The following is a 22,411-nucleotide window of genomic DNA, read 5'->3' on the forward strand; positions in this document are numbered from 1 at the left end:
TCTTGGGAACAGACACTTTATCTGATATCAAAGAACCGAGGGAAAGCGTCCTTACCCTCTAGACTGAAGGTTCACTATTTCCCTGAACACCTTATTCACGTTGTGCACCACATCCTCATAAGTAAAAGCCAAACTCCCCTTATCGGATCGCACTTTAATAACCGATTCAACCACTTCAACCGTTAATCCATTAATGAGTGTCCTGAAAGAGGTAACTTTGCCAGCCTTTTCAAGCTCCTTATGATCGAGATCCATACGAACCTCTCCAGAAAACCTTCTTAACACTTCCCACAGTTGTCTTTCCATAGCACTCTTCATATAGAGTTGAGGTAGTTCTTTAGCTGCTTTCAAATCCGGTAAAGTAGTTAAAGTGGAAGTACTAATTCCATAGCCTACTGGCTTGATAGAAAGCTTGAGTCTTTTCCACGTATCCATGTATAGACGGATTCCACCACGTTGATAATCTACTTTTAAATCACGTAGTCTAGCGTATTGGTAGATCCCACCATTCTCTGCAAAGATAGCTTTCGGTTTATATAAAGCTATGTAGCGTGCTTCCTTCCAGCCTTTACATAAATACGAATCCCTAATAAACATGTAGCCTGACTGGTTGATGTTCCGTAACTGTTGTTCACCGTTAACCTTTGCGATTAATACTTTCTCTTGCACTCTAGAGTTCCACTCTTCAAGCGTCCCTTTAGGCAAAATCCCCTCTTCCTGTAATTGTTTAGGTGAGCACTCTATTAATCGGTCTAAGAAACGTTCCACTAATGCAGTAGATTGAGGCAGAAAAGGAAAGCCACCTATATTTACTTTTTGAATGCTTTGGTAAAACGCGTGTTTTTCGTATTCATGTTCTTCGCCCCAAGGAAATAATACGTAGGCACCAAACGTATTACGTTCATAGGCGCTAGCATTATTTTCTACTATCGCATCTCTATAGCGGTGCATCGTGTTGATATCTTCTTCCAAAGGACCGGGACTATGATAAGTCCGTCCATAATAACTTCCTTCTGCAGCAAAATCGACGCGATACTTAGCATCAAAGACATATTCGTAGGTATGGTCTTTCCCCACTTTTTCTATGCTTAACATAGAATCTGGTTTTTGCTTTACCGTTGGCAATCTTCCTGAATGCTTTTGGAAATGTAAGGTGATCTTTTCATTCGTATGAGGATGACGAAAGACTCTTTTCGCCGACTTCGACTGATTTAACGTTACAAAAAGCCCCTCACGATTGACCTTAATAATATCTTGACTGATCATCTTATACTTTGAAGCTAAAATCTGTCCTAACTTTAAGAACGTCCAATATTCATAAAGGGTTGCCACATCTTTGACAGAGATTCTCGCTAATTCTCCATGCAAAACTAAACCACGAGATAGCGTCAGATAGGCTTGATAAGCTTCTCTGTATCCAGGGGCCATTTGTAGCACGAGGGACATTACAGAGCGATCAAGCTTACCTATGGTTCTCCAAAAGGGAGAGGCAAGCTTTCTTTGGATAGACGATTCCATGTTTTGGACTACTTTCATTTTATCTTGGTTGGGATTTTGTTGATCAAAGGGTTTTCTCTCTTCCAGCTTTCGTTTTAATGAATTCAATTTATGCGAAAGCCTCACCATCATCCATTTGACGAAGCGGTTTTCTAATGTGTCGTAGGTTGGTTCTTTTTGAACGTTTATCCCTTTTGTCGGCATCATTTTCTTTTCATGAATGGGAATGCCATTAGGAGATTCCACAAATAGACCAGGACGTTTTCGCAGATATTTCAAACCGACCGTGTCCTGCCTTTTAAGCTGGTCACCCCTCACTAAGCGATGTTCTTTCTTCAATTGGTGGTGAGGTTGTTTTTCGACTTGTGTAACGGCCATTGTAAACTGTTGGAAGTATTTCATTACTAAACGATAAAATTCTGCCCAAGAGGGTTCGGCCGTTTGCGTTGTGGTAGCTCCTAAATAGGTTTTCTTAACGAAATGATAGGCTAAGTTATAAACTTCCTCATTCACTTCCTCTAAGAGCTGTTGGTAATCTTCCTTATACGACAGTTTAGAAGGAAAGACTTCCAAAGTTACATCCAACTGCTTTTTCCCTTCACTCAGGATAGAGAAAGTGGTGTACCCTACTTCATTCGTAAAGGATAAATTCCCCATTAATAGTTGATGAGGGTGCTTACCTACCTTACTGACTGCTTTCCTTAAGGTAGGATGTTCATGCTCAAACTCTAATGAATCGTGACTTTTAGGCGTTACCACGAGTTGATAAACTCCATTTTCAAAAAATAAAGGTGGCACATTAATATGTTCCGTGAGTTTCTCTTCACGCACATCAAATACTCTAACGGATTCAATAGCTTCTCCATTTACTGAAAAGTACATGGATTCATAGGGCTGTATAGCCTTGTATTGCTTCAAACTCTCATAACGACTATGGTACGGTTTTCCCTTAATGTAGAGGGAAAACGAGTCCGTCTCTATTTCAATCAGTTCTCTTTCATCAGCTGCTCCAGAAGGAAGTAAATCCATCTAAATCACCTCGCCGGATCATCTCATAAACCTTTCGACCACTTCTCGGAAAACGTGCCTGGCTCAGTATGTCCTCGATCTGATCTGATGATAAACCTTCTTCATAAGTATGGTTTGTAAAGTAAGTAAATAAGTTCATTAACACCTGAAAAGCTTGTCCATGACTAGCTGTGAGTCGCGGAAGAATCTTTTGGTAAAACTGAAAGTCTAACGCTTGGTCCTCAGTCATTAAATAGCGACTATAAATTGTATAGAAACAAACCTCATCACGGACGCGATAACCCACATGTGCCTGAATGGGTTTAAGAATCTCGTTAATCTGAACTAACTCTTTCGTTACATGTTCCACCGTTTCTTTATTTGATGATGAATAGGCATCTTTCAAACGAAGGTATTCTGATTGTATTCGTTGATTCGGAAGGTTTACTTGTTCCTGTTGTCCCTCCTCTTCAAGAAAAAACAAGATATCCAAATGAACGTCATTCCATTCAATGGTATTCGCACGATCTAATACCTTTTTACTAAATGGATGAGTGGTTTCATCCATATTCACTGTCCCAATAATATATAAATTGGGGGGGATCGTTAGCCGCTCCCACGCTTGGTTTTCACTCATAATCGGGAGGGTTTGAACTTCTCCATCCACCCATTTTCTACTTTCCATCACACTTAGAAAATCACTAAAATAATACTCCACACGTGCCAAGTTCATTTCATCTAGCACCACGAAGTAAGGGTGCTCTTTATGTAGCCTTGCTTCCTTAATCACAGAGGTTAACGGTCCCTCCTGAAATGTTCCTCTAATATCCGTGTAGCCTAGAAGGTCAGAGCCGTCGCTCCAGTCGGGTCTTACTGGAATTAAAGTAAATTGCTTGTTTTCCTCTGTTGCTCCTAAACTTTCGGAAAACAACTCTATGATCTTCGTTTTCCCTGTTCCAGAAATACCAGATAAAATCACAAAAGGCTTTGTTCTGAGCGAGAGAAACAAATTTTTCACATCCTCTAATTCATAGTAAAAACCTTGATTCCGTATGTAAGAGTGTATATGTTCAATGATTTTTTCATCTGACCACTCTATCTTGTGATCTGTATCATTTTCCTCTACACGTTCACTTTTTAAGCGGACGTAGTCATCATAGATATCAATCATAGATGATAAGTCTTGTTGTAGGTCAGCTTCTGGAGGGAGGGATTTCGGGTCGTATTCAATATACAGTGCCGTAGACTCTTCATAGCTCTTTCCCTTGGAGCTGCTTCCGATGTTAATCGCGTCATCTTTGTGTATAGGTGATGAAGTAAGATAACGATCTGTCTGAATCGTACTTCTAATATCTTCTCGGATGTGCTTGAGCTGTTCTTTCGAAGCTTTTGTAATTCCTTGAGCGAATGAAAGATAGACCCTCTCCATATCTTCACTAAACAAATACCCTAAATAGTAGCCTTGTTGCGTACTTGTTGTTACATGCTTATCTAAGATAGTAATCCAAGGAACTTGGGCCCAATTTCCTTGTCCCACTGAACCTTTCACTATAAATCGGTCTTGATCAATAAAATCCAGCGAGTTGATCATTTCTGGAACATCGGTTCGAACAAATTGACCTAATGAATTGGATTTAAATTGCTTGTTTTTTTCTGTTAAATATTCATTTGTAATCTTGGTTAATATCGAGTGAATCTTGTCTTTACTTTCTAAATTTGCTTGATCATTCACTAATCCAACTCTCCTCAAAATCAAGTTTATAATTACACCCTAAGGAACCACATGTTTAATGCCATGACATTTATATTTAGCCTGATTTATTTAGTCACTTCTGCTCAATAGAATATTTTCAAAAATAATCCATAGTTATCACTAACACTAAACGATGAAATCGTGTTTTGAAAGCAAAAAAGAAGAGAACGACTCCTCTTGTTAAGAAAGGCATTCTCTTCTTTTTTTGATTTGAAATATTAATAGAGTGCCTCTAGAGAGGAATTCCGCCTCAAACAGCTCTTACCTTAAAATCTCCAAAAGTTTATTATGTAATTTTTCTTTTTCTTCACTACCAGTCGTTTTCATTCTAATTATTGGAATTCCATACTTTTGCAAAATTTGGTCTTTCATTTCATCTCTTTTAAGCTGCACAGGGTTCTCGGAATGGAATGCATGGCCGTCCACTTCTACCACTAGTAGGGGCATTTTATCCATTTTGTTAAATATAACAAAGTCTGTGTGAGTTAATGGATTCATAGCATATTTTCGTTCTGATTCTGTAAGTCCTTCAGAGTCCTGGATTAACATTCGAAGTGGTTGATGGAGTACGAAATCCAAGCTAATGAATTTTTCATCACTTAACACTTCCTCGATTACTACATTCATTAAATTTTCTGAAGTGTATTTAGAAACTTTTTTACTTTTTTTCATTATATTTAATAATTTGTCTGAGTAGCTACTATAGAGAAGATCAAAAACGGAATGAATTTTGCTTTCTATAACTTGAAAATTGTTATATCTAATATATCTAATTAAATCTCCTATATTCGTTCGGTGCCAACGTTCGCCCCCATCGGCTACTACGACAATTAGCTTTTCCTCTGCACGTGATACAGCTACGTTTATCAGTTTAGCGTCATCTACGAAGTCATTTGCTTTGACTTTATTAGAAACTGTAGTCAGAATGATTGTTTCTTTTTCTCTTCCCTGAAATTTATGGACAGTATTTACTTCCAATTCAGAGTCTCCATATGTATGTTTGATTGTATCCGCTTGTAATCTGTATGGTGAAATTATCCCAGTAGAACTCAATTCTATCTTTTGTTGTGGTATTACTTCTTTTAAAATTACATCTATTTGCCTTTCGTTAATTTTATCCCTGGCATGGTTACCTTTCGCCGTTTTATATATCACTAAAGGTTGAGTTTCTTCTTCTGCTTCTGTCAACACTACTAACTCATTGTCATAGAATTTTTGATTACAAAAACCAATTATTTTTGGATGGCATCGATAATGCTCTTTTAGTAGCGTTCTTGGAGCATCTTTAAATACAGCCCCTACCGATGATAATAAACTGTGCTTTGCGTAATGGTATCCTTCATCAACATTAAATTCCTCAAATATTCTTGTCGTTATTTTCTTAATTTCGAAAGTAATGACATTGGGAAGCTGCTTCATATCTCCTACGACTACCGCTTTCTTTGCGGAAGATAAAGCTAGTGCACCAGTTACTAAATCCACTTGCGAAGCTTCGTCGACAAGTACAAAATCAAATAGATAGTTTTGAGGTGCATTTTTTCTCAGGGAATGAGTGGTACTTAAAATGATAGGATACTCCTTAGAAAATTCACCAAAATTATTCCACAAAGCCTTCTCATCGAATAAAATCCTTTTCTTTTTCTTTCCATAAATGGCTGCTAACTTTCCTTTGAGCAACTTCATAGAGTCTTCACTATACTGATTCATGACAGCTTCAAAATCATAATTCTTCAGCTTCTTACCTAATCTATTTATTTCGGTTTCCAACTCTTTTATCTTTAATTCGTAATAGAGCCTTTGTAAGTTAGAAATAAATTTCTCTGAGGAGTATTTATATAGCTCAAAGTTATAGATACCGTACCTCATTAGGTAAAATAACTTTTGCCCCCATGTAATTTTACCACTCTGTATTGATCGCTCGTAATCAATTAATAATTGCAGTACTCTATCCGAACTTAATTTGTAATAGGATTTTATTTGTAAAAGTTCTAGTTCTGTTTTTGAAATATAGTCTTTAAAATATTTATACTCTGTTTTGATTGAAGATAATGATTGCTTCAAAGAAGCTTTCTTGTTTTTATACTCTAGCATTTGGTTCAGTTCTTGCTCGGATTCCTCTAGTTTTCTTCTGATGAATTGGACTTGAGTATCCTCTAGCACCCAATGATCCATGCTAGGATAAGCCCCACTTTGCTCAGAGAAAAATTTTTTCTTATTTTCTCTTTTCCCTAAATAAGCAGCCAAAAAATCAATTCCATACTTTTGCAATTTCTCATATACATTGGATGTAGCAGAATTATTATTCGAAACAACCGCAACCGTTTTATCATTCATAATAGCGTTGGCAATAATATTAAGAATCGTTTGCGTTTTTCCTGTACCCGGGGGGCCTTCAATGATACTAAGCTGTTCGTTCATCGCTTTTATAGTAGCTGACTTCTGGCTAACATTAAATCCAAAAGGGAAAATAACATTTTCTTTTTTCTCTTCACTTTTTAATGGTTTTCTTTCTAAATAAGCAGATAAAACACTTTGGGAACTGACAGTCGTTAAACTATCATACTGTTTACTTAATAATTTCCGACCTTGCTCTTCTTCAGAATCTATCTGTTGAGATAGTTTTTTTAAGTAATCAAAACAAATAATGGCGTTTTGATTTGATAAGCTATCCTCATCTATTGTCAATGATTCTCGGGAATAAGTTTTTTTGAAACCACTATTAAAAATTAATCTTACATGCGTTTCGAAAACCAAAATATCATTAATTCCATTTATAGGTTGATTATTTTTATATACTATTTTAGAAGCTGTTTCCAACCTTTTTGGATCACGATACCAAACTACTTTATTTTCATTATATTTGTAGACCTTATTGGACCTCTTAAACCTAATATGCCAATTGCCATTATTAAAATTACAAAATGAAACTTGATCTGTTTTGTCTGTTCCGTTTATAAGGACCAGGTCATTGTCTAATTTCACTCTTAAAGCACCTCTTTTTTAACCAATATGAATTCCGATTACATCTTTTTCCTTTTAGACATTTTAGCACATTATTGATCAGCGCTATATCAAATAAAAGGCGTCTTCATCTGAGGAGTTTCCATGGAAACTCCTCAGATGAAGACGCCTAAATTTTTTCTCTATTTCTTCCTAGAATTTCTCTTTTTCAAAGATCATTATTTTTTCACCAATTCTTTTAAGAGAAGCATAGATAAACTTATCATACTTTAATAAATAGCAAGCTGAGACGTTTTCCCAACAAACTTCCCATACTCTTTTTGAAACTGCAACTTCACTTTCCCAACCGGACCATTCCGCTGCTTACCGATAATCAATTCAATCTTGTCATTATTCTCCTGCAAATTATAGTAATCCTCCCTATATAGGAACGCGATCACATCGGCATCCTGTTCAATGTTGCCCGATTCACGCAGATCAGACATGAGCGGACGTTTATCCTGCCGTTGTTCTACAGCCCGGGATAATTGAGACAGTAGTACAATCGGAATTTCAAGCTCAAGAGCTAATAACTTCAATTCTCTTGTAATAACGCCTACCTCGAGGTCACGACGTTCGGAACGTGTGGAGGGGGACATAAGCTGAAGATAATCGATGATGACCAGGTGACGTTCATTCTTTATTTTCTTCATATGGGACCTGATTTTTGCTCGGATTTCGCTGACGGTTCTTGGTTGGGTCTCAATGTTGATTTGCCATTCGGATACTGGCCCCATGACATTTAGAATGTCTATGTAATCCTGCTTGTTAAAATCCATGGATTGCCATTTCGCTCCATCCACTAAAGCTTCGGAGGAAAGGATCCGCTTGATAAGCGGCCTTTTCCCCATTTTCAGACTGAAAATCTGAGCACTCCCACCCTCCTTACAGTGGTGGGAAGCAAGGTTGAGGGCAAACGCTGTTTTCCCCATCGAAGGTCTGGCCGCAAGAATAATTAAATCCCCTTTCTGCGTACCGCCTGTCATTTGATCCAGCTCTTCATATCCGGTTGAGAAACCAGTTATACCATCTTTTACTGGAGTCTTCATTTCCTTGGCAATCTCAATGAGAACCTCTCGTACCGAACCCTCATCTTCTATCATGCCAACCTCTCGATAAGAATCCATATTCGCACTTAACGTATCATACGTTTCATCGCCTGGATCTTTGACGTATCGGATTGCCGCTGCCCTGGTGAGGCGGTGTCTGTACGCATCAAGCACCAGACGCTGATGATGTTTAAAAGTTGCCGTTGTTGGAACCGATGTAGCAAGCTCGGTCATATAGGTGACACTTCCCGCCTCTCTGATCTTATCTTTTAACATTGTGGTCACTGTGACTATGTTGACCGGCTCATTGGCTTCATAGATGGTTCTCATCGCCTGGAAAATTTTCATGTGCCTTTTATCGGAGAAATGCTCGGGTGAAAGAATGACATCATCCATCAGCGCCCCTTCCATTAACAGGGTGCCAATAACTGATTGTTCTGCTTGTTGATTGAAAATCATTTGTCCATCTTCCTTTCCATTTCATCCAGTTTCTCTAAGAACAACCGTTTCGTTTCCTCCGACACTTCTGCCGCTTCTTTTTTCCAACGTGCCATCTTTTCAGCCATCCCATTATCCGATACCTCATAGACGGCAATTTCTGATAAAGTTGGCGGGAACGGTGATTTCACCACATGGTTCGTTAAACGTCTCATCACTTGATCATATTTCATTTTCTCAAGCTCCGCAGTCCAGAGAGTAACCTTCCTTTTCGTCAGTGGAAATTTGCCTACATACACTTCCTCAATGGTTTTCAATACTTCTACCGCTTCTTCATAATTCATATATTTCTCTCCCTTCTAATCTTCTCAAAAATGTCGTCCTCTTTTTCATCTGACTCTTTAATATTGGGGCGCTGTTCCAGTGCTAGGGCCTCCGCCCCTTTGAGTGTTGTAACACCCACTGCCTGCCAACGTTTTAAAATAGCCTCGCAATATTTATAAAAACGCTTGTTATGCTGCAAAGCTCGCTTCATTGATTCCACGACCAATTCGTCGGACAGCTCTTCACACCACTGCGTAATACTCTCAGCTGTATAGGGAGTCAGCATCCCGATATTCTGTTCGTAAAATTCATGAGGATTTGGATCAGTGGCCGCTTCTTCATCTCTCTCTTTTCTTTTTCTTTCTTTTCTTTTAAATAAAGCGCTCAGTCCTACGTCCGTTCCTACGCCCACTCCTGCGCTCACCCCTTCGCCCGCTTCTTCGGTCACGGGCTTATTTATACGTGAGATCATTTCATACAAAGGCGCACGGTTTCGGTTGATAAAAGTGTGCTTAATGTAACCCTTCTCCTTTAACTCTGCGCGGGCACGTTTAAAAGTGCTCTCCGTAAGACGAGCCTTCGTCATGAGAGTCGCGGACGGAACTGCGAATTCTTTTTTCCATCCAACTTTGTTATTGAAATGCATCAACGAAATCCAAAGCATCGAGGCAGGTAAAGATAGCTCTTCCAATTCCAGCTGATCTAAAAAAGCATTCAATTCTTTTAAGTAATTCATTTTTCTCCTCCTTTTTTTGAAGGCATAAAAAATAGACCTTCTTATCTCTAGAATCGATAGGAGGGTCTGATTTGGTGTCAATTTTTAAAAAAATATTTTGTGGGGAATTTTTAGTCATGCTTTTTACTTTGTTAAGGAATGGATGCATTTACTTTTTTCGGGATTAGAAGAATTATCAAAATGTATTGTGATTAACTGTTTCTATCGTTTATTATTTCGTGCTATAAAGTATTAAAAAAAGGATGTAACTTTCTCCAAGTAAATTTTGCAGCTAGTGACTGAAATACATAAAGTTGATTAGTTCTGTCTTAAATGGATCAATGTTACTGCATACGTGGATCAAAAAGTTTCATTATTTAGAAAGCTAGACCTCTAAAGATTGTGGCTATGATAAAAAAGCCTTCTAGCTTAATAGTTAGAAGGCTTAAAGGCTCATTTGTTAAACATATCACGCTTTGTAGTATCTAAAATAAATTTACCAATACTCTTCTTGTTAACTCTCAAATGGCGATAAGAGTTAACAACTAAACATACTTCATTATTTCTTCTTTCGACATTTCCAATACCATAGAATACTAAATTAAACCCTTCTTGTAATAACTCTTTCAAAACCTTAAACATGCGTTCAACATTATTTGGAGAATTTGCGAAGAAGTTTTCTTCAAAGTAAATTTTAGTACTGGTGTTCCCCTTTTCTAACAAGAAAATGGCACGTTTCTCATAAGCTTCAATGGAGGAGATTTCTTCATACAAAGCAGTTGCACTTCCTATATCGTCCTCGCTTAAAGCGGACACGCTATGACGTTTTCTAACAGTTGGAGCTCTTTCACCTTCTTGAGTAAGAGAAGCACTGGCATCAGTTGAAGGATTAACTGAGGTTATGTTCTCGATCTCACCATCTGTCCCTTTTGTATTACTTTTCTTTCTTCTACTTCTCTGCCTTTTCAACCTTTCATCTCTTTCTTCTTCGGTTTCTGCCACGGAATTTATTAGTCCACGTAACACATTATCAATATGTTTATCAGACAAACCTCTTGTATTTGTTGCAAGATTTTTACGTGATTTGTTCTTTTGCTCTCTTTCAAAAAAGTCTTCACATTCTTCTGAATGATCTTCATTTGGCCAAGTTTTAAAGTGTTCTCTTCTTTTCCCTCTGGGAACAAATTCAATTCTAGCAGCGCATTCATCATATGCACAATACAAGTTTTTCTTTACGACATCGTAATCTTCTCTGCCCTCAACCTCATCTGGTGTAACTTCTTCGGTCAAATCACCTTTTCTGAATAGTGCAACCTCAATAGACAACTTCACTCACCCCTATTTTTTATTTGAAAGAAAATTCAAAATTTTCCTTCATTGCTTATTTTATAACACAACCCTTAATTTACCAATACGAATTTTTACATTATTGATCAAATTATGAGTTCTCACATACTTAAAATCTTATTGATAAAAAAGATGAACTAAAATTAATAAGGGGATTTACAAACTTTCTTTATTTCTTTTCCCCCTCTCTTCTGTTCATTACTTCATGACTTTGACTACTCATTCCCTTGCACTTTTCGTTTGATACCATTAAAGTATATAATGGTTGAAATCCAGCCTAACTGGTAATGGATAAGATAGTAACATTTTCACTTTTTAATTTTGGGAACATGGTTTCCCTTAAGGAAAGGGTTCAGATATAGTATGAAAGATAATTTTTGGCATGAGTTGCCGCGACCGTTTTTTGTTCTGGCACCGATGGAAGCTGTGACGGATGTCGTTTTTCGTCACGTTGTGAGTGAAGCAGCGAGACCGGATGTGTTTTTTACAGAGTTTACGAATACGGATAGCTACTGCCATCCGAAAGGAAAAGACAGCGTACGGGGGCGTCTGACATTTACGGAAGATGAACAACCAATTGTGGCCCATATTTGGGGTGACACCCCTGAAAACTTCCGGGACATGAGTATTGGTTTAGCCGAAATGGGCTTTCGCGGCGTGGATATCAACATGGGATGTCCTGTGCAGAATGTTGCAGCCAAAGGTAAAGGATGCGGGTTGATCCGTCGTCCAGATGTGGCAGCGGAAATCATTCAGGCATCCAAAGCAGGAGGACTGCCCGTAAGTGTGAAGACCCGTCTCGGTTATACAGAGGTGGAGGAATGGCGGCATTGGCTGAAGCACCTTCTGGAACAGGATATAGCGAACCTTTCCATCCATCTCCGTACGAAAAAGGAAATGAGTAATTTCGATGCTCACTGGGAGCTGATTCCAGAGATCAAGAAACTTCGTGATGAAGTGGCGCCAAATACGCTTCTTACAATCAACGGGGACATTCCTGACCGTCAGAAGGGAATTGAACTCGTAGAAAAATATGGCGTGGACGGCGTAATGATCGGCCGCGGAATCTTCCATAACCCGTTTGCTTTTGAAACAGAGAAGAAAGAGCATACCAGTGAAGAACTGCTCGATCTCCTGCGACTGCAGCTCGACCTTCATGATAAGTATTCTAAAGAACTGGAGCCTCGGTTGTTTAAACCGCTTCGCCGCTTCTTTAAGATTTACGTCCGCGGGTTCAGTGGAGCGAGTGCCTTGCGTAATGAGCTGATGAGTACAAATTCTACTGATGAAGTACGTGCGCTGCTTGATGAGTTTACAGAGAGAGATGGCGTAAAAGAAGAGGAAAGTTTTTCTATTTCTTAAGTACAAGTACACACCGTTTCGTTTGAACCAAATCATTACTAGAGTTTCACAGGAGAGAAAAGCCTTTATGTGCTTTTCTCTTTTTTTAATAACAGAAAGAATAAGTACAGGCTAGGTACACTTCGCTTCATTATCTCTTCATTCCACATAAGCGCTCCTTCATTTACAAAGCTACCCATAAGACTAGTTAGTAGTTCAAAGACTAGCTTTTTGGCTTTACTTTACTTTTAAGCGTCCTCACGTAAGTTCTGAGAGAAATTCATGAATTTGCTCCTCCCTTTTTTGGTTCATTTAATTATATGTAAGCTAAAACATATTTTCTGGGCATAGACAACTTTCAATTACCGAAAAACGCGCATTTATCTTATAAGACCTCAAAAATATTTCTTCATGGACGTCATATGGTAAATAAAGACTTTAATCAAAAAAGGAACTATTGTAAAATGATATAAAAGTAGCTTTCTCCCTTTATAATCAGCCTAAATTATGTTGGGGCTACTTTGAAGATGGGTGATCATTCACCCATCTTTTTTTATATAAAACTCCTTTCACGTATTGCTAGTATTTTTATTTCTATTTCAAGAACGATGAAAACAATATTTGGAATTAATCGTCACTGAATAGATATTCGTAATTAAGTTGATTCAGTGCAATCTTCAAACCACCAAAATTTCAGAAGGCTATATGGTAAGCGGTGGATATCAATTAAACACTCTTTGGTTAGATACATTCACTTAAATGAACTGAATATCACTTTTTATGAGCACAAAAAAGCACTGATCCTTATCAGTACTTAATCAAAATGCTGATCCTTTTGTTTTACGATTGTATAAGAGATCACCCCCCCTAGCCACGCCCCTTCTTATCGACCAAACCGGTGATCAAAGAAACGAAATACAACAGCCCGTTGGTGAGAATAACGGGTCCAATCCAAGCTCCGCTCGTAAGATAGTCTGGGAGAGTGTGGTTTGTTTCCGTCTTTGGATACGACCGTCAAATTTGTCAGCAGCATCCCCAGTGTCCTTCCATTTGAGAACAGTGGAATGGCGAGTAAGAAAGTAAAGTGGGTAATATTGAAAGCTCTCCAGAAAATCAGGGTTGGCTCGTATCCGCGGCCGGTATCTTGCCATTGAGTATATAAGGCGGCAATAAAGCGGCGATCATGAGTTCAAGTCCGTCGGCAGGACCACCGGCTAAAATACACCTTATCATTTTTATTTTCTTATGATAAGAATTCACCCTTCATAATCTTAAAATTCACTATTCCTTCTTTCTAAAAGTTTTCCTACTGAATATGAGACAAAGAATCCTATAATTAACAAATTAAATACACTACCAATAATATGCTCCAACAAAGGTATAAAACTAATAATGCCTGCTTCCGTGTTTAAATTTGATGGATAATTAAAAAAAGGTTCTATACCTTTATGGATTACTAATAACAAGTCAGAATAGAGAGAAGGTGTATTACTATACTCTAAACTCTGTTTTAATCCATAAATTTCTTTCTGATCAAAATATGTAAACACATCGTTATTTTCTAGATAAAACACACCAAAAATTATTCCAATAACAATAAGGTTGAAAAATAATAATACACAAATGAAATTTATAAATTAAAATAAATAAGAATAGAATGAATCTATCACATACTTAACAAATAAAAATGAATAGGAAAGGATAACTACAATAGATAATAGCAAAATGAAAGTATTAGAGGTATTATTCAAAAATAGCCTAACAAACCCTATAGGATATATAATAATGACAAAACACTTCATAAAATAGAATAATAACTCTTCTTTCCCCCCTAATATACTACTATGAATAAACTCTCCAATAGCAATTAACAATACACTTAAGATGACAAGCTTAAAACTATCACCAATCTGATCTGGATTATCTTTTAATAAGAAAAATAATGCGGAAGAGGTAAAGTATGTCCATATCCTCCATTTAAAAAAATTATCTAAGTAAGAATATTTTTTTATTCCGTTTTTTACATCTGAGCGTGCACTCTCAAGATTAAAACTTGTTTCTGCAAAAGCTATTTTTAATCTTTTCATTAATTTCATTAAATATAATACTACTGAATACGTAAGAGTATGGAATAGCACTGTAAGTGCCATAGCTGCTATTACTTTTTCTATTACACTCACCCACTTTTGTACAAACCTAGAATTCACTTATGGTACGGCTCACCGTAACGTTAAATAGGGTAAACAACGAGATATAAGGAGGTTAACCCCATCCTTATATCTATTATTTTCTTATGTATAATCTCAACGTTATACCTAGTACTATCATTGCAAGTGTATCATTTATTCTGCCTACAAAATTTTCACTATACTTTAATGCATCATCTATACCTGTATTTATTGCAAGGTAACCAAATCCAGCTAAAAACAAAAGAAGAACAAATAGAAGCAGAAGATCTCCATTATGACCGTTTGCTTTGTTTGTTATTTTATTAGCTAACCAATCATGAAATAACAAATAAAAAGAAAAGATAGTTGCTGCTAATAACCATATCGGTCTAAGCATCCCAAAAAAGTTTAGTATTCCTAGTAGGATAATAAGCCATGCTGCTTTTGTTATCCAAGTTTTCTCTTCCATATGACACTTCCTCTAATCATTGGTTTATAATTAATTATCTAAATAACAAAACCCATTTTTTGATACCTCATATATACAACCATGCTAGTGTTTTAATATGATGAGCGCAGTTGCTCAATGAACGTCTATTGTCACACTACTGACCTTAAATAATTTACTAATTCCTTATATTAAACGCCCTTAAATAAAAACTATCAGTCAGAATTCTAGTATCAATTTTTAGGTCATCACACATATTCTTAAATAATTCCAACAGCCTTTGATTTGTGATATCAGATTCATGGTGTTGGCTACTAATGCTTTCATGAAAAGACTTTAAAGACTGTAATACTTCTGGAGAATCATTAAATACAATAAACACTTTATTCAGCGCTTCAGAAAATTTATCTCCCTTTAAGTCAAAGCGGTTTCCCATTAGTTGTTCTAATAAATCGTATTTTTGTTTTCTCTTAACTGAGCGTTTATGATATAAATTTGAAATTATAATACCAATAACACCAGAAAACAGGGATGAAACAAAAACAGTAACCCATTCCATAATTATCAATCCTTTTTTATTATCACTCTGGCACATACATCTTCTGTAAAGGCAATAAGGCTCGTACATCATTTGGCATTTGCTCATACCACTTCACAACTAAATTCACCAATTCCTCCAGGTCTACTAATCTAACAGAGTTATGCTTTGCGACCGCTTCAGCATGCGAAGTAAATCCCCCGGTAGAGACAAATAAACTATTCGCATCAATTGGGTTTGCACCAAGGAGTTGCTGAATTTCTGGTGCAGATGCAGATGATTTTCGATGCTTTACCTGAACTTTTATAATTGGCTTTTCAAATCCAAATGCATCTTTAAATGCTAGTACATCCACTCCTCCATCAGGCCCTTTAGGGCTTACCTGAACATTATAATCCATTGCTTGTAATAAACCACCTACTAACTCTTGCATTTGCCAGGGATCGAGATTATCTACTTTATCCTGAACCATCACTAATGCTTTATTAACCAGGTCTTGTATGATTTCACTTTCTTCTTCATCATCTTCATCTATATCCTCAGGTTCTAAGAAAGGGGATTCCACTAACCTTTCAATTTCTTTCCCCCATTCATCAACACGAAATACCGTTAGTACTGAGCCTAAACTGTTTTTAGCTGCTTGTGACAAAAGATCCCGTTCTACCGTAACTTCTTCCCAGTCAACGTCTATATGATTAGGATAATTTGAATCTCCAATCGACTTATCAAAATAATGGTCACCTGCCACTGTTCCTACCATGTACTCTCTAGTTTCTTTGTAGTAGGTTATTACCTTATCCCCTTTTTTAATGTCTCTACTAAAACGCCAAACTTGATTTACCCAACTGCTTCTGGATTTCGGTTTACTTTCTTCATAAACTTCATCCGCCATATCAATCATTTCACTCTTTGATTGAAATTGTTTTGGATCTTCTAATTGCGGCCATCCAATAGATGCAATGCCCTGTTCTTCCCACACTGGAATTAATTCATTATTGTCCCCTGCTCGAACCATCCACCAACGCTTCATTTATGAATCCCCCTTTAATAAGTAAACATTAACCCTTGATCCAACTGATGCTCTTTAATTCCATGTTCTCTGAGCTCATACACGAAAACCCGTTCTGTTATATCACTATAATCCTCCAGCACCAGTTGTTGTTTAAACTGATATAAATCGTCAGTGACGACGATCAACCTATTTTCGCCCTCAACATCCTCACTAATAAAATCTACGAGTCCAAAAGCAGGTTGTAATTGAACATTCAACCTACCACTTTTCAATTCATACTCCTCAATTAGAGAGAGAAAGTCCTGAGGAATAACACGTCCATTTGATACACCATTGGATGAAACTTTAAATTGTGCTATCCGCTTTACTGGTTTTAGTTGGATGGAGCGTTCCCGATCAATTTCATTCAAACGCTCTTTACTGCGGTCTTCTATTTCATCTATCTGTGCATAAGTCTGGTTGATTAATGCACTATTTTTTCTTTCTACGTTTTCTCTCTGGTATTTTTCTAAACGTTGCTGTAATGTTTCAATCTGCTCTTCAAAAGACTTTCTTAAAAAGACTCTTTTTCTATTAGCATAATCCTCTCGCTTACGTTGAATTGTTTTTAAAAGGTTTCTTGCATGCTTAATGACGTACCGTTTAATGTCTTGGTCTTCTTGAACGAACGTACCCTCCACCTCTAATGTTTGGTGAAATAAGAAATAAGGAGAGACTTGGACAAAACCACCATTCTCGCGTTTCCCAGTCATCATTAACTGTTGTTCAAGCTCACGACCATTTCCATCCACAATCGTTACCTGATTCAACTCAATTTTCATATCTTCAGGAACGGAGGCTTGAACTTCATAAAATGGCAAAACAGCCTGCTGAATTTCTTTAAAGGTCAATTGCATAATTATGTTAAACACAGGACTGTCATTTTGTAACATGGAAAGTTGAATAGTTTCTGAGTTCGTAGTTAATGCAAAACGAATAGATTCATCGAAATCAAACATTAACTTACGTCCGCGGGCAAAATCACGTATACGTTTAGGAAAACGGTCGATGCGAGCTGTAGACTTGTCTCCCGAGACGCTCACACGTGTCCTCGTACTTTCTAAACCTTGTAAAACGAAGTGACCATAGAACCGCCGAGGAATGCTATGGATTGAAACTTTATCGAAAGAGCGTTTAGCTCCTGGTAAATCAAAGTTTTCATCAAGACGCTCATTCTTAGCTAACTCTAGCAATCGTTCATGTTCTTCGGATAAGGTCTTTTCCATACGCTCAATCACATTATCGAGATTTTCCCTGCCTATAATGGATTGTTCCATAATAGAAGGTAAATCAGCCTGATGATCTTCCAATACTTCACCGATGAAATCATATACCAATTCCTGACCAAGGTCTTCCCTCATCTGTTCCATCTTTGTAAGAAGACGTGAAAGCACATCCCCTTCACGAGTATTTGTAGCTACTAAATTAAAGACAAACACTTCGTTCTTTTGACCGATACGGTGAATACGCCCCATTCGCTGTTCCAATCGATTCGGATTCCATGGTATGTCGTAATTTACCATCTGATTACAGAACTGAAGGTTAATGGATTCTCCACCAGCATCCGTAGCAAGCATGATTTGCAAATCGTTGCGAAACTTCTCCACCTCTTCTTGACGCCTGTCCATGGAAAAACCACCCACAATTTTAGCAATATCCGGTACATAAGCCTTCAATTTCTTTTCTAAATAATTCAGTGTATCTTTTGATTCCGTGAAAATTAGTATTTTCTCCCCTTGAGCAAGAAGTCCGTCTGCTCCAAATAAGGTGCTTTCCAGTTCAAGAAATTTTCTCTCATTCTCCTGCTGCCGTACCACATTTGCTTTGCGGATCAAATGATCAAGCATTTCTATTTCCACCTGAAGTTCGTCCATATCAAGTTCTTCAAATTCACCTTCTGCATATTGCTCCATCAATTCCTGATCTTCAAAGGAGCTTTCTTCATATTCTTCTGTGTCTATTAATTGCTGAAACCTCTGTCCTGTCTCCAAAACTTTCTGCAGTCGTTCTTTTCTTCGTAATAGAGAGAGGTAGATTGCTTCCACAGAAGAGCTAAGCCTCCGTTGTAAAATCATCATAGCAAAAGCAACATTCGGTTTATCATTCTTTTTCGCACGGTTAAAGTAATGACGTACGTAGTCCGTCACAGCGTCGTATAGCTCTACTTCTGCAGAGCTTAACTCGAAACCAAGTGTCTTTGTCGTTCGTTTCGGAAACAAGGGTGTTCCGTCAAATTTAACCATCTTTTCTTTTAACCGACGGATTACGTATGGATTACTCTTTTCGAAAATAGAGTCACTTCGATTCAGTTGAGAAAAAATATCATGATCGATAAGGCTCATTAAGTGCCTAAAGTTTTCTTTGTCTCCTTTATGCGGAGTAGCTGTTAGAAGCATGCAATGTTCTGAATGACGTAACAGGTTCTCCCCAAGTTGAAACATTTTCGTGCGTTTCACTTTTCTTTTTTTCTGTCCTACTGTGTAAGCTGCCATCTTATGAGCCTCATCTACAATCACTAAATCAAAGTGAGAATTTAGGATCATATTTTTAATATCCTCTCTAGAAGCCCAATACATGGATGCTATCACTTGCTGGTGCATTTCAAAGGGGTTGGTTTCACCCGAAGCTTTCAAGTAATCACGAGTTATAATTAAGAAATCTTCATCGAATTTTTCTTTTAACTCTGCCTGCCACTGTTTTAATACTAGCGGAGGAACTAGAATTAACGTTTTGCGAACCATATTTCGTGCTTTCAATTCCCTGATCAGCATACCGGACATAATCGTTTTACCTGCTCCTGGATCATCAGCCAATAGATAACGTACTTGAGGGGCCTGAAGCATCTTACTATAAACCGCTTCAATTTGGTGAGGCAGAGGTATCATATTCTTATTCCCACGAGCCCGTGCTTGAGAGTATTCTTTTTCTGTTCGCAATACGTGATACTGTAAATAGTGTTGAAAGCGATTCTTCCATTGATCTGAAGTTTCGATCTCAGAATAATGTTCCACTTTTTCTAATTGAAATTCTTCTAAATAATTTTCGAAGAATTGATTGGATTCACGACCGACAGCTTCTACCAAAAACAACTCCTCATCAATGCTTTCGACATGCTTAATTTGAACAGGCTCTGGCCAGAAAGATCCCCCGACTATTTCACCTTTCTTGAGCATAAAAACACCTCCATTTCCCTCTCAAGTTTAATACAAGGCTTCATATAGGCGTAAAACAAACTCTTCTTCGAGATATGTTTCCTTACCCTTTTTAGTTACTGTATCAATTCTCAGTTTACATTTTTCACCTATCTTATAATGCTTTTCAATTAAGCTAAACTCTACTTGCCTATTACGCTCTTTATTTTCCCCCTTTAGATCAAACACAAGTTCAACTTCATTGGATATTCGCTCATTGCCCTGGTAAAAAGCTGCTCGCACTTTTCGCGATGTGTATTCATCTGTGATACTTTGTTCCTGATAGAACGACACGGGCACTCGGTAGTTCGAGATTACTTTATTAATCATGGCTACCGCAATATCCACTGGTTGAGCCTTTTCAATGCGACGGTAATCAATCAAAGGAACAACAGCTTCCTGAGGTAATGCTCCGCCATGGATAAATTGAAGGCCACCACCAGTTTTAAAACGGTTGAGGCTCTTCGCAAGCACGACTTCAGCATTTTTTAAAGGAGTTTGGTGCTCAGCTAATTTAATTGCTCCTTCTGGAACTGACAAATCATGTCCAATTGCAAAACGTCGGCTACCATCTAATACATTCCCTTCAACAGCTGGGATTTTTCCGTACTCCTCAATTTGCTTAAATTGGAACAGAAACCCATGATCCGCAGTGATAAAAATCCGCTTTGCTTGAAGGCGGGACAAACGATCAACTGCAATTTGTAAATCTTGAATTGCTTGATGAACAGCTCCGTAGGTTTCACGCTCTGATTTAGCTGAATCCCCTAAAGCGTCAATGTGATCGTGGTATAGGTAAACCAACCGCTTTCCTCTTAATAATTGCTCGGCTTCACTTGTTTTCATATCTAGTAGTTGTTTCAACTTAAAAACTTCTGTTTGTGATTCAACCGTTTGCAGGATTTTACGGCGGTTATCCATTCCTTTAGTCGATTGTCCATCAGCTAATACACCTTTTTTGTCATCGACTTCTAGTTGACGATGGGGTAGTAATGACGCCATTCCTAACTGTGTGTAAGTTGGATAACTTGATGCCATCGGTTGAAGACTAGAGCTACCATTTTCACGTTTCGTTAAATGGTCATGAAGTTCATAGCCAGCTTCATAACGCAAAGCATCTGAAATGATTACGAACACTCTTGTTTGTTCTTTATCCAATATTGGTTGAATCTTTTCAGAAAAGAATGTTCGCTGTGGCATTATTTTTGGTACATAATCATCTTCAAGTTTGAAATTCATTTCCCCTGATAGACGACCTAAATATTCATTTTCATACCAATTTGTCAGACGATTAGCAACCTCTTCCAACATCTGTTTCGAATCAAGACGTGTGAAATGATCCATGAAATGACGATAGGCCTGATCAATTTCGTAGAGAGATTCCGCATAATTTTCATAAAAATCACTTTCCTGATGAATTCGATGTACAAAAGTTTTTAAAGTCTCCATTCGAATAGCTTCGTAAAGGGTTTTATACAAAGCTCTCAGTTTACCTTTTGAGCCCCAATGGGTCTGCAAGCGTTGCGCAATTAAAGATAAGCGTTCTTCCCCCTGAATTGTTTGATGAAGTAGCTCATCGATACATTTTTCTATGATCAGAGCATCAACAACAGGGAAGGTGTCTGTTAGAGAATAGTTGGAGATGTCTTGTGTACCTAATTTCTCCCTTACATGAAATGCCTTCTCCCATTCCTTAATGTGGTTTTCAAGAATATCTGCATCACTCTGCTGAAGCCACTCTTCAATGAAAAGCGAACAAACGTTAGGGGATGAAGAAATCCAACGCTTTTCCCACTCTTCCACGATAAAATTTGCCTTTTGTTTAAAGTGTTGATAAATAAGTACATTTATCAGCTCTTTGAAAGGTTGGTTTAGATCACCCAAAGAAACACCAAAATAACGACCAACGATCTCCAGTGTGCGATCTAAGGAGAAGTTACGCTTAATCGCCTTCACAAACTCATTATCTTCCAACTGTAAATCAGACGAGAGAACTTGACGTGAGATAACTCTGACGTCAGCTACCGTGGCTTTTGTTATAACGGCCATCATACTAATTTCAAACTGCGTTTCATTCGCTTGTTCAGGTAATACTTTATACAGTTTTCTTTTACGCTCTTTGCTATTAAAGAATGACGCATACTTCTCCATCATTGGACGTAAAACCTGGTCTGATACGTGTAATGTTTCTGATAGCATAGCTGTTTCATCTGCTTTGAATTCTGTGCTGTATGACAATATATCCAACAATATATTATTTTTGTCGTCGGGTCTTGGTACATCAGAATAGATTAAATAGGAATCTGTTGCTCTTTGAAGTTCAAGCTCCACCTTCAGTTGAAAAAAGTTTTGATCTGTTAAATACCTAACTTCAACACCCACTAATTGTTGGCTTAGTTCATCAATACTCACTTGAGCCTGAGCGTCATACCAAAACACAATCGCCCTACCTTTATTTTCCTTTTCTTGTTGTATTTTTTCTTGTAGTTTTTCAATTACATTCACGTCTTCCACCTCTATATGTAAACAAAAAGAGGAGAAGA

The 22,411-nt window shown here is 37.6% G+C and carries 14 protein-coding genes; 1 reads left to right on the forward strand and 13 read right to left on the reverse strand.

What is annotated here, in order from left to right; all coding sequences use genetic code 11:
• Window positions 1-51: 51 nt before the first annotated feature.
• The 7 genes from HBHAL_RS19670 to HBHAL_RS19700 all read right to left on the reverse strand — a co-directional run bounded on the left by HBHAL_RS19670 (window position 52) and on the right by HBHAL_RS19700 (window position 11,110).
• A complete protein-coding gene (locus HBHAL_RS19670) occupies window positions 52-2,526 on the reverse strand; it encodes a restriction endonuclease-like protein (RefSeq protein ID WP_014645286.1) in 2,475 nt (824 codons plus the stop codon).
• On the reverse strand, window positions 2,498-4,237 hold the full coding sequence (locus HBHAL_RS19675) for an MrcB family domain-containing protein (RefSeq protein ID WP_041601478.1): 1,740 nt from the start codon (window positions 4,235-4,237) through the stop codon (window positions 2,498-2,500). The genes HBHAL_RS19670 and HBHAL_RS19675 overlap by 29 nt, the downstream gene beginning before the upstream one ends.
• A 282-nt stretch (window positions 4,238-4,519) precedes the next feature.
• Window positions 4,520-7,240 (reverse strand): AAA domain-containing protein, encoded by a 2,721-nt coding sequence (locus HBHAL_RS19680; RefSeq protein WP_014645288.1) that lies wholly within the window; start codon window positions 7,238-7,240, stop codon window positions 4,520-4,522.
• Between the two features lie 248 nt (window positions 7,241-7,488).
• The gene (dnaB, locus tag HBHAL_RS19685; RefSeq protein ID WP_014645289.1) at window positions 7,489-8,766 is read right to left on the reverse strand and encodes a replicative DNA helicase; all 1,278 of its coding nucleotides are present in this window, start codon (window positions 8,764-8,766) and stop codon (window positions 7,489-7,491) included.
• The gene (locus HBHAL_RS19690) at window positions 8,763-9,089 is read right to left on the reverse strand and encodes a hypothetical protein (protein ID WP_014645290.1); all 327 of its coding nucleotides are present in this window, start codon (window positions 9,087-9,089) and stop codon (window positions 8,763-8,765) included. The genes dnaB and HBHAL_RS19690 overlap by 4 nt, the downstream gene beginning before the upstream one ends.
• Complete coding sequence (locus HBHAL_RS19695; RefSeq protein ID WP_014645291.1) at window positions 9,086-9,805, reverse strand: DnaD domain-containing protein; 720 nt, start codon at window positions 9,803-9,805, stop codon at window positions 9,086-9,088. The genes HBHAL_RS19690 and HBHAL_RS19695 overlap by 4 nt, the downstream gene beginning before the upstream one ends.
• Window positions 9,806-10,237: 432 nt before the next feature.
• Complete coding sequence (locus HBHAL_RS19700; RefSeq protein WP_014645292.1) at window positions 10,238-11,110, reverse strand: hypothetical protein; 873 nt, start codon at window positions 11,108-11,110, stop codon at window positions 10,238-10,240.
• A gap of 384 nt (window positions 11,111-11,494) precedes the next feature.
• Between HBHAL_RS19700 and HBHAL_RS19705 the strand changes: the two genes are divergently transcribed.
• On the forward strand, window positions 11,495-12,493 hold the full coding sequence (locus HBHAL_RS19705; protein WP_014645293.1) for a tRNA dihydrouridine synthase: 999 nt from the start codon (window positions 11,495-11,497) through the stop codon (window positions 12,491-12,493).
• A gap of 1,616 nt (window positions 12,494-14,109) precedes the next feature.
• Here the strand turns inward: HBHAL_RS19705 and HBHAL_RS19715 are convergent.
• From HBHAL_RS19715 to pglZ, 6 genes are all read right to left on the reverse strand, one after another.
• The gene (locus tag HBHAL_RS19715; protein ID WP_145956081.1) at window positions 14,110-14,652 is read right to left on the reverse strand and encodes a hypothetical protein; all 543 of its coding nucleotides are present in this window, start codon (window positions 14,650-14,652) and stop codon (window positions 14,110-14,112) included.
• A 103-nt stretch (window positions 14,653-14,755) separates the two neighbouring features.
• A complete protein-coding gene (locus HBHAL_RS19720) occupies window positions 14,756-15,109 on the reverse strand; it encodes a hypothetical protein (protein WP_041601480.1) in 354 nt (117 codons plus the stop codon).
• A 157-nt stretch (window positions 15,110-15,266) separates the two neighbouring features.
• Entirely contained in the window at window positions 15,267-15,647 is a 381-nt protein-coding gene (locus tag HBHAL_RS19725) for a DUF6680 family protein (RefSeq protein WP_014645297.1), read from the reverse strand.
• A gap of 22 nt (window positions 15,648-15,669) precedes the next feature.
• Window positions 15,670-16,656: a restriction endonuclease gene (locus HBHAL_RS19730; protein ID WP_014645298.1), complete on the reverse strand. Its 987-nt coding sequence runs from the start codon at window positions 16,654-16,656 to the stop codon at window positions 15,670-15,672.
• A 14-nt stretch (window positions 16,657-16,670) separates the two neighbouring features.
• On the reverse strand, window positions 16,671-19,850 hold the full coding sequence (locus HBHAL_RS19735; RefSeq protein WP_014645299.1) for a DEAD/DEAH box helicase: 3,180 nt from the start codon (window positions 19,848-19,850) through the stop codon (window positions 16,671-16,673).
• A 27-nt stretch (window positions 19,851-19,877) separates the two neighbouring features.
• Window positions 19,878-22,373: a BREX-1 system phosphatase PglZ type A gene (gene pglZ / locus HBHAL_RS19740; protein ID WP_014645300.1), complete on the reverse strand. Its 2,496-nt coding sequence runs from the start codon at window positions 22,371-22,373 to the stop codon at window positions 19,878-19,880.
• Between the last annotated feature and the right edge of the window lie 38 nt (window positions 22,374-22,411).

Origin of the sequence: Halobacillus halophilus DSM 2266, from assembly GCF_000284515.1 — a bacterium.
GTDB lineage: Bacteria > Bacillota > Bacilli > Bacillales > Halobacillaceae > Halobacillus > Halobacillus halophilus.

Excerpts from the sequence above, each read along its gene's own strand:
- HBHAL_RS19690 (WP_014645290.1), bottom strand. The coding sequence starts at position 9,089 with ATGAATTATGAAGAAGCGGTAGAAGTATTGAAAACCATTGAGGAAGTG.
- HBHAL_RS19730 (WP_014645298.1), bottom strand. The coding sequence starts at position 16,656 with ATGAAGCGTTGGTGGATGGTTCGAGCAGGGGACAATAATGAATTAATT.
- dnaB (WP_014645289.1), bottom strand. The coding sequence starts at position 8,766 with ATGATTTTCAATCAACAAGCAGAACAATCAGTTATTGGCACCCTGTTA.
- HBHAL_RS19735 (WP_014645299.1), bottom strand. The coding sequence starts at position 19,850 with ATGCTCAAGAAAGGTGAAATAGTCGGGGGATCTTTCTGGCCAGAGCCT.
- HBHAL_RS19720 (WP_041601480.1), bottom strand. The coding sequence starts at position 15,109 with ATGGAAGAGAAAACTTGGATAACAAAAGCAGCATGGCTTATTATCCTA.
- HBHAL_RS19705 (WP_014645293.1), top strand. The coding sequence starts at position 11,495 with ATGAAAGATAATTTTTGGCATGAGTTGCCGCGACCGTTTTTTGTTCTG.
- HBHAL_RS19695 (WP_014645291.1), bottom strand. The coding sequence starts at position 9,805 with ATGAATTACTTAAAAGAATTGAATGCTTTTTTAGATCAGCTGGAATTG.
- HBHAL_RS19725 (WP_014645297.1), bottom strand. The coding sequence starts at position 15,647 with ATGGAATGGGTTACTGTTTTTGTTTCATCCCTGTTTTCTGGTGTTATT.
- HBHAL_RS19670 (WP_014645286.1), bottom strand. The coding sequence starts at position 2,526 with ATGGATTTACTTCCTTCTGGAGCAGCTGATGAAAGAGAACTGATTGAA.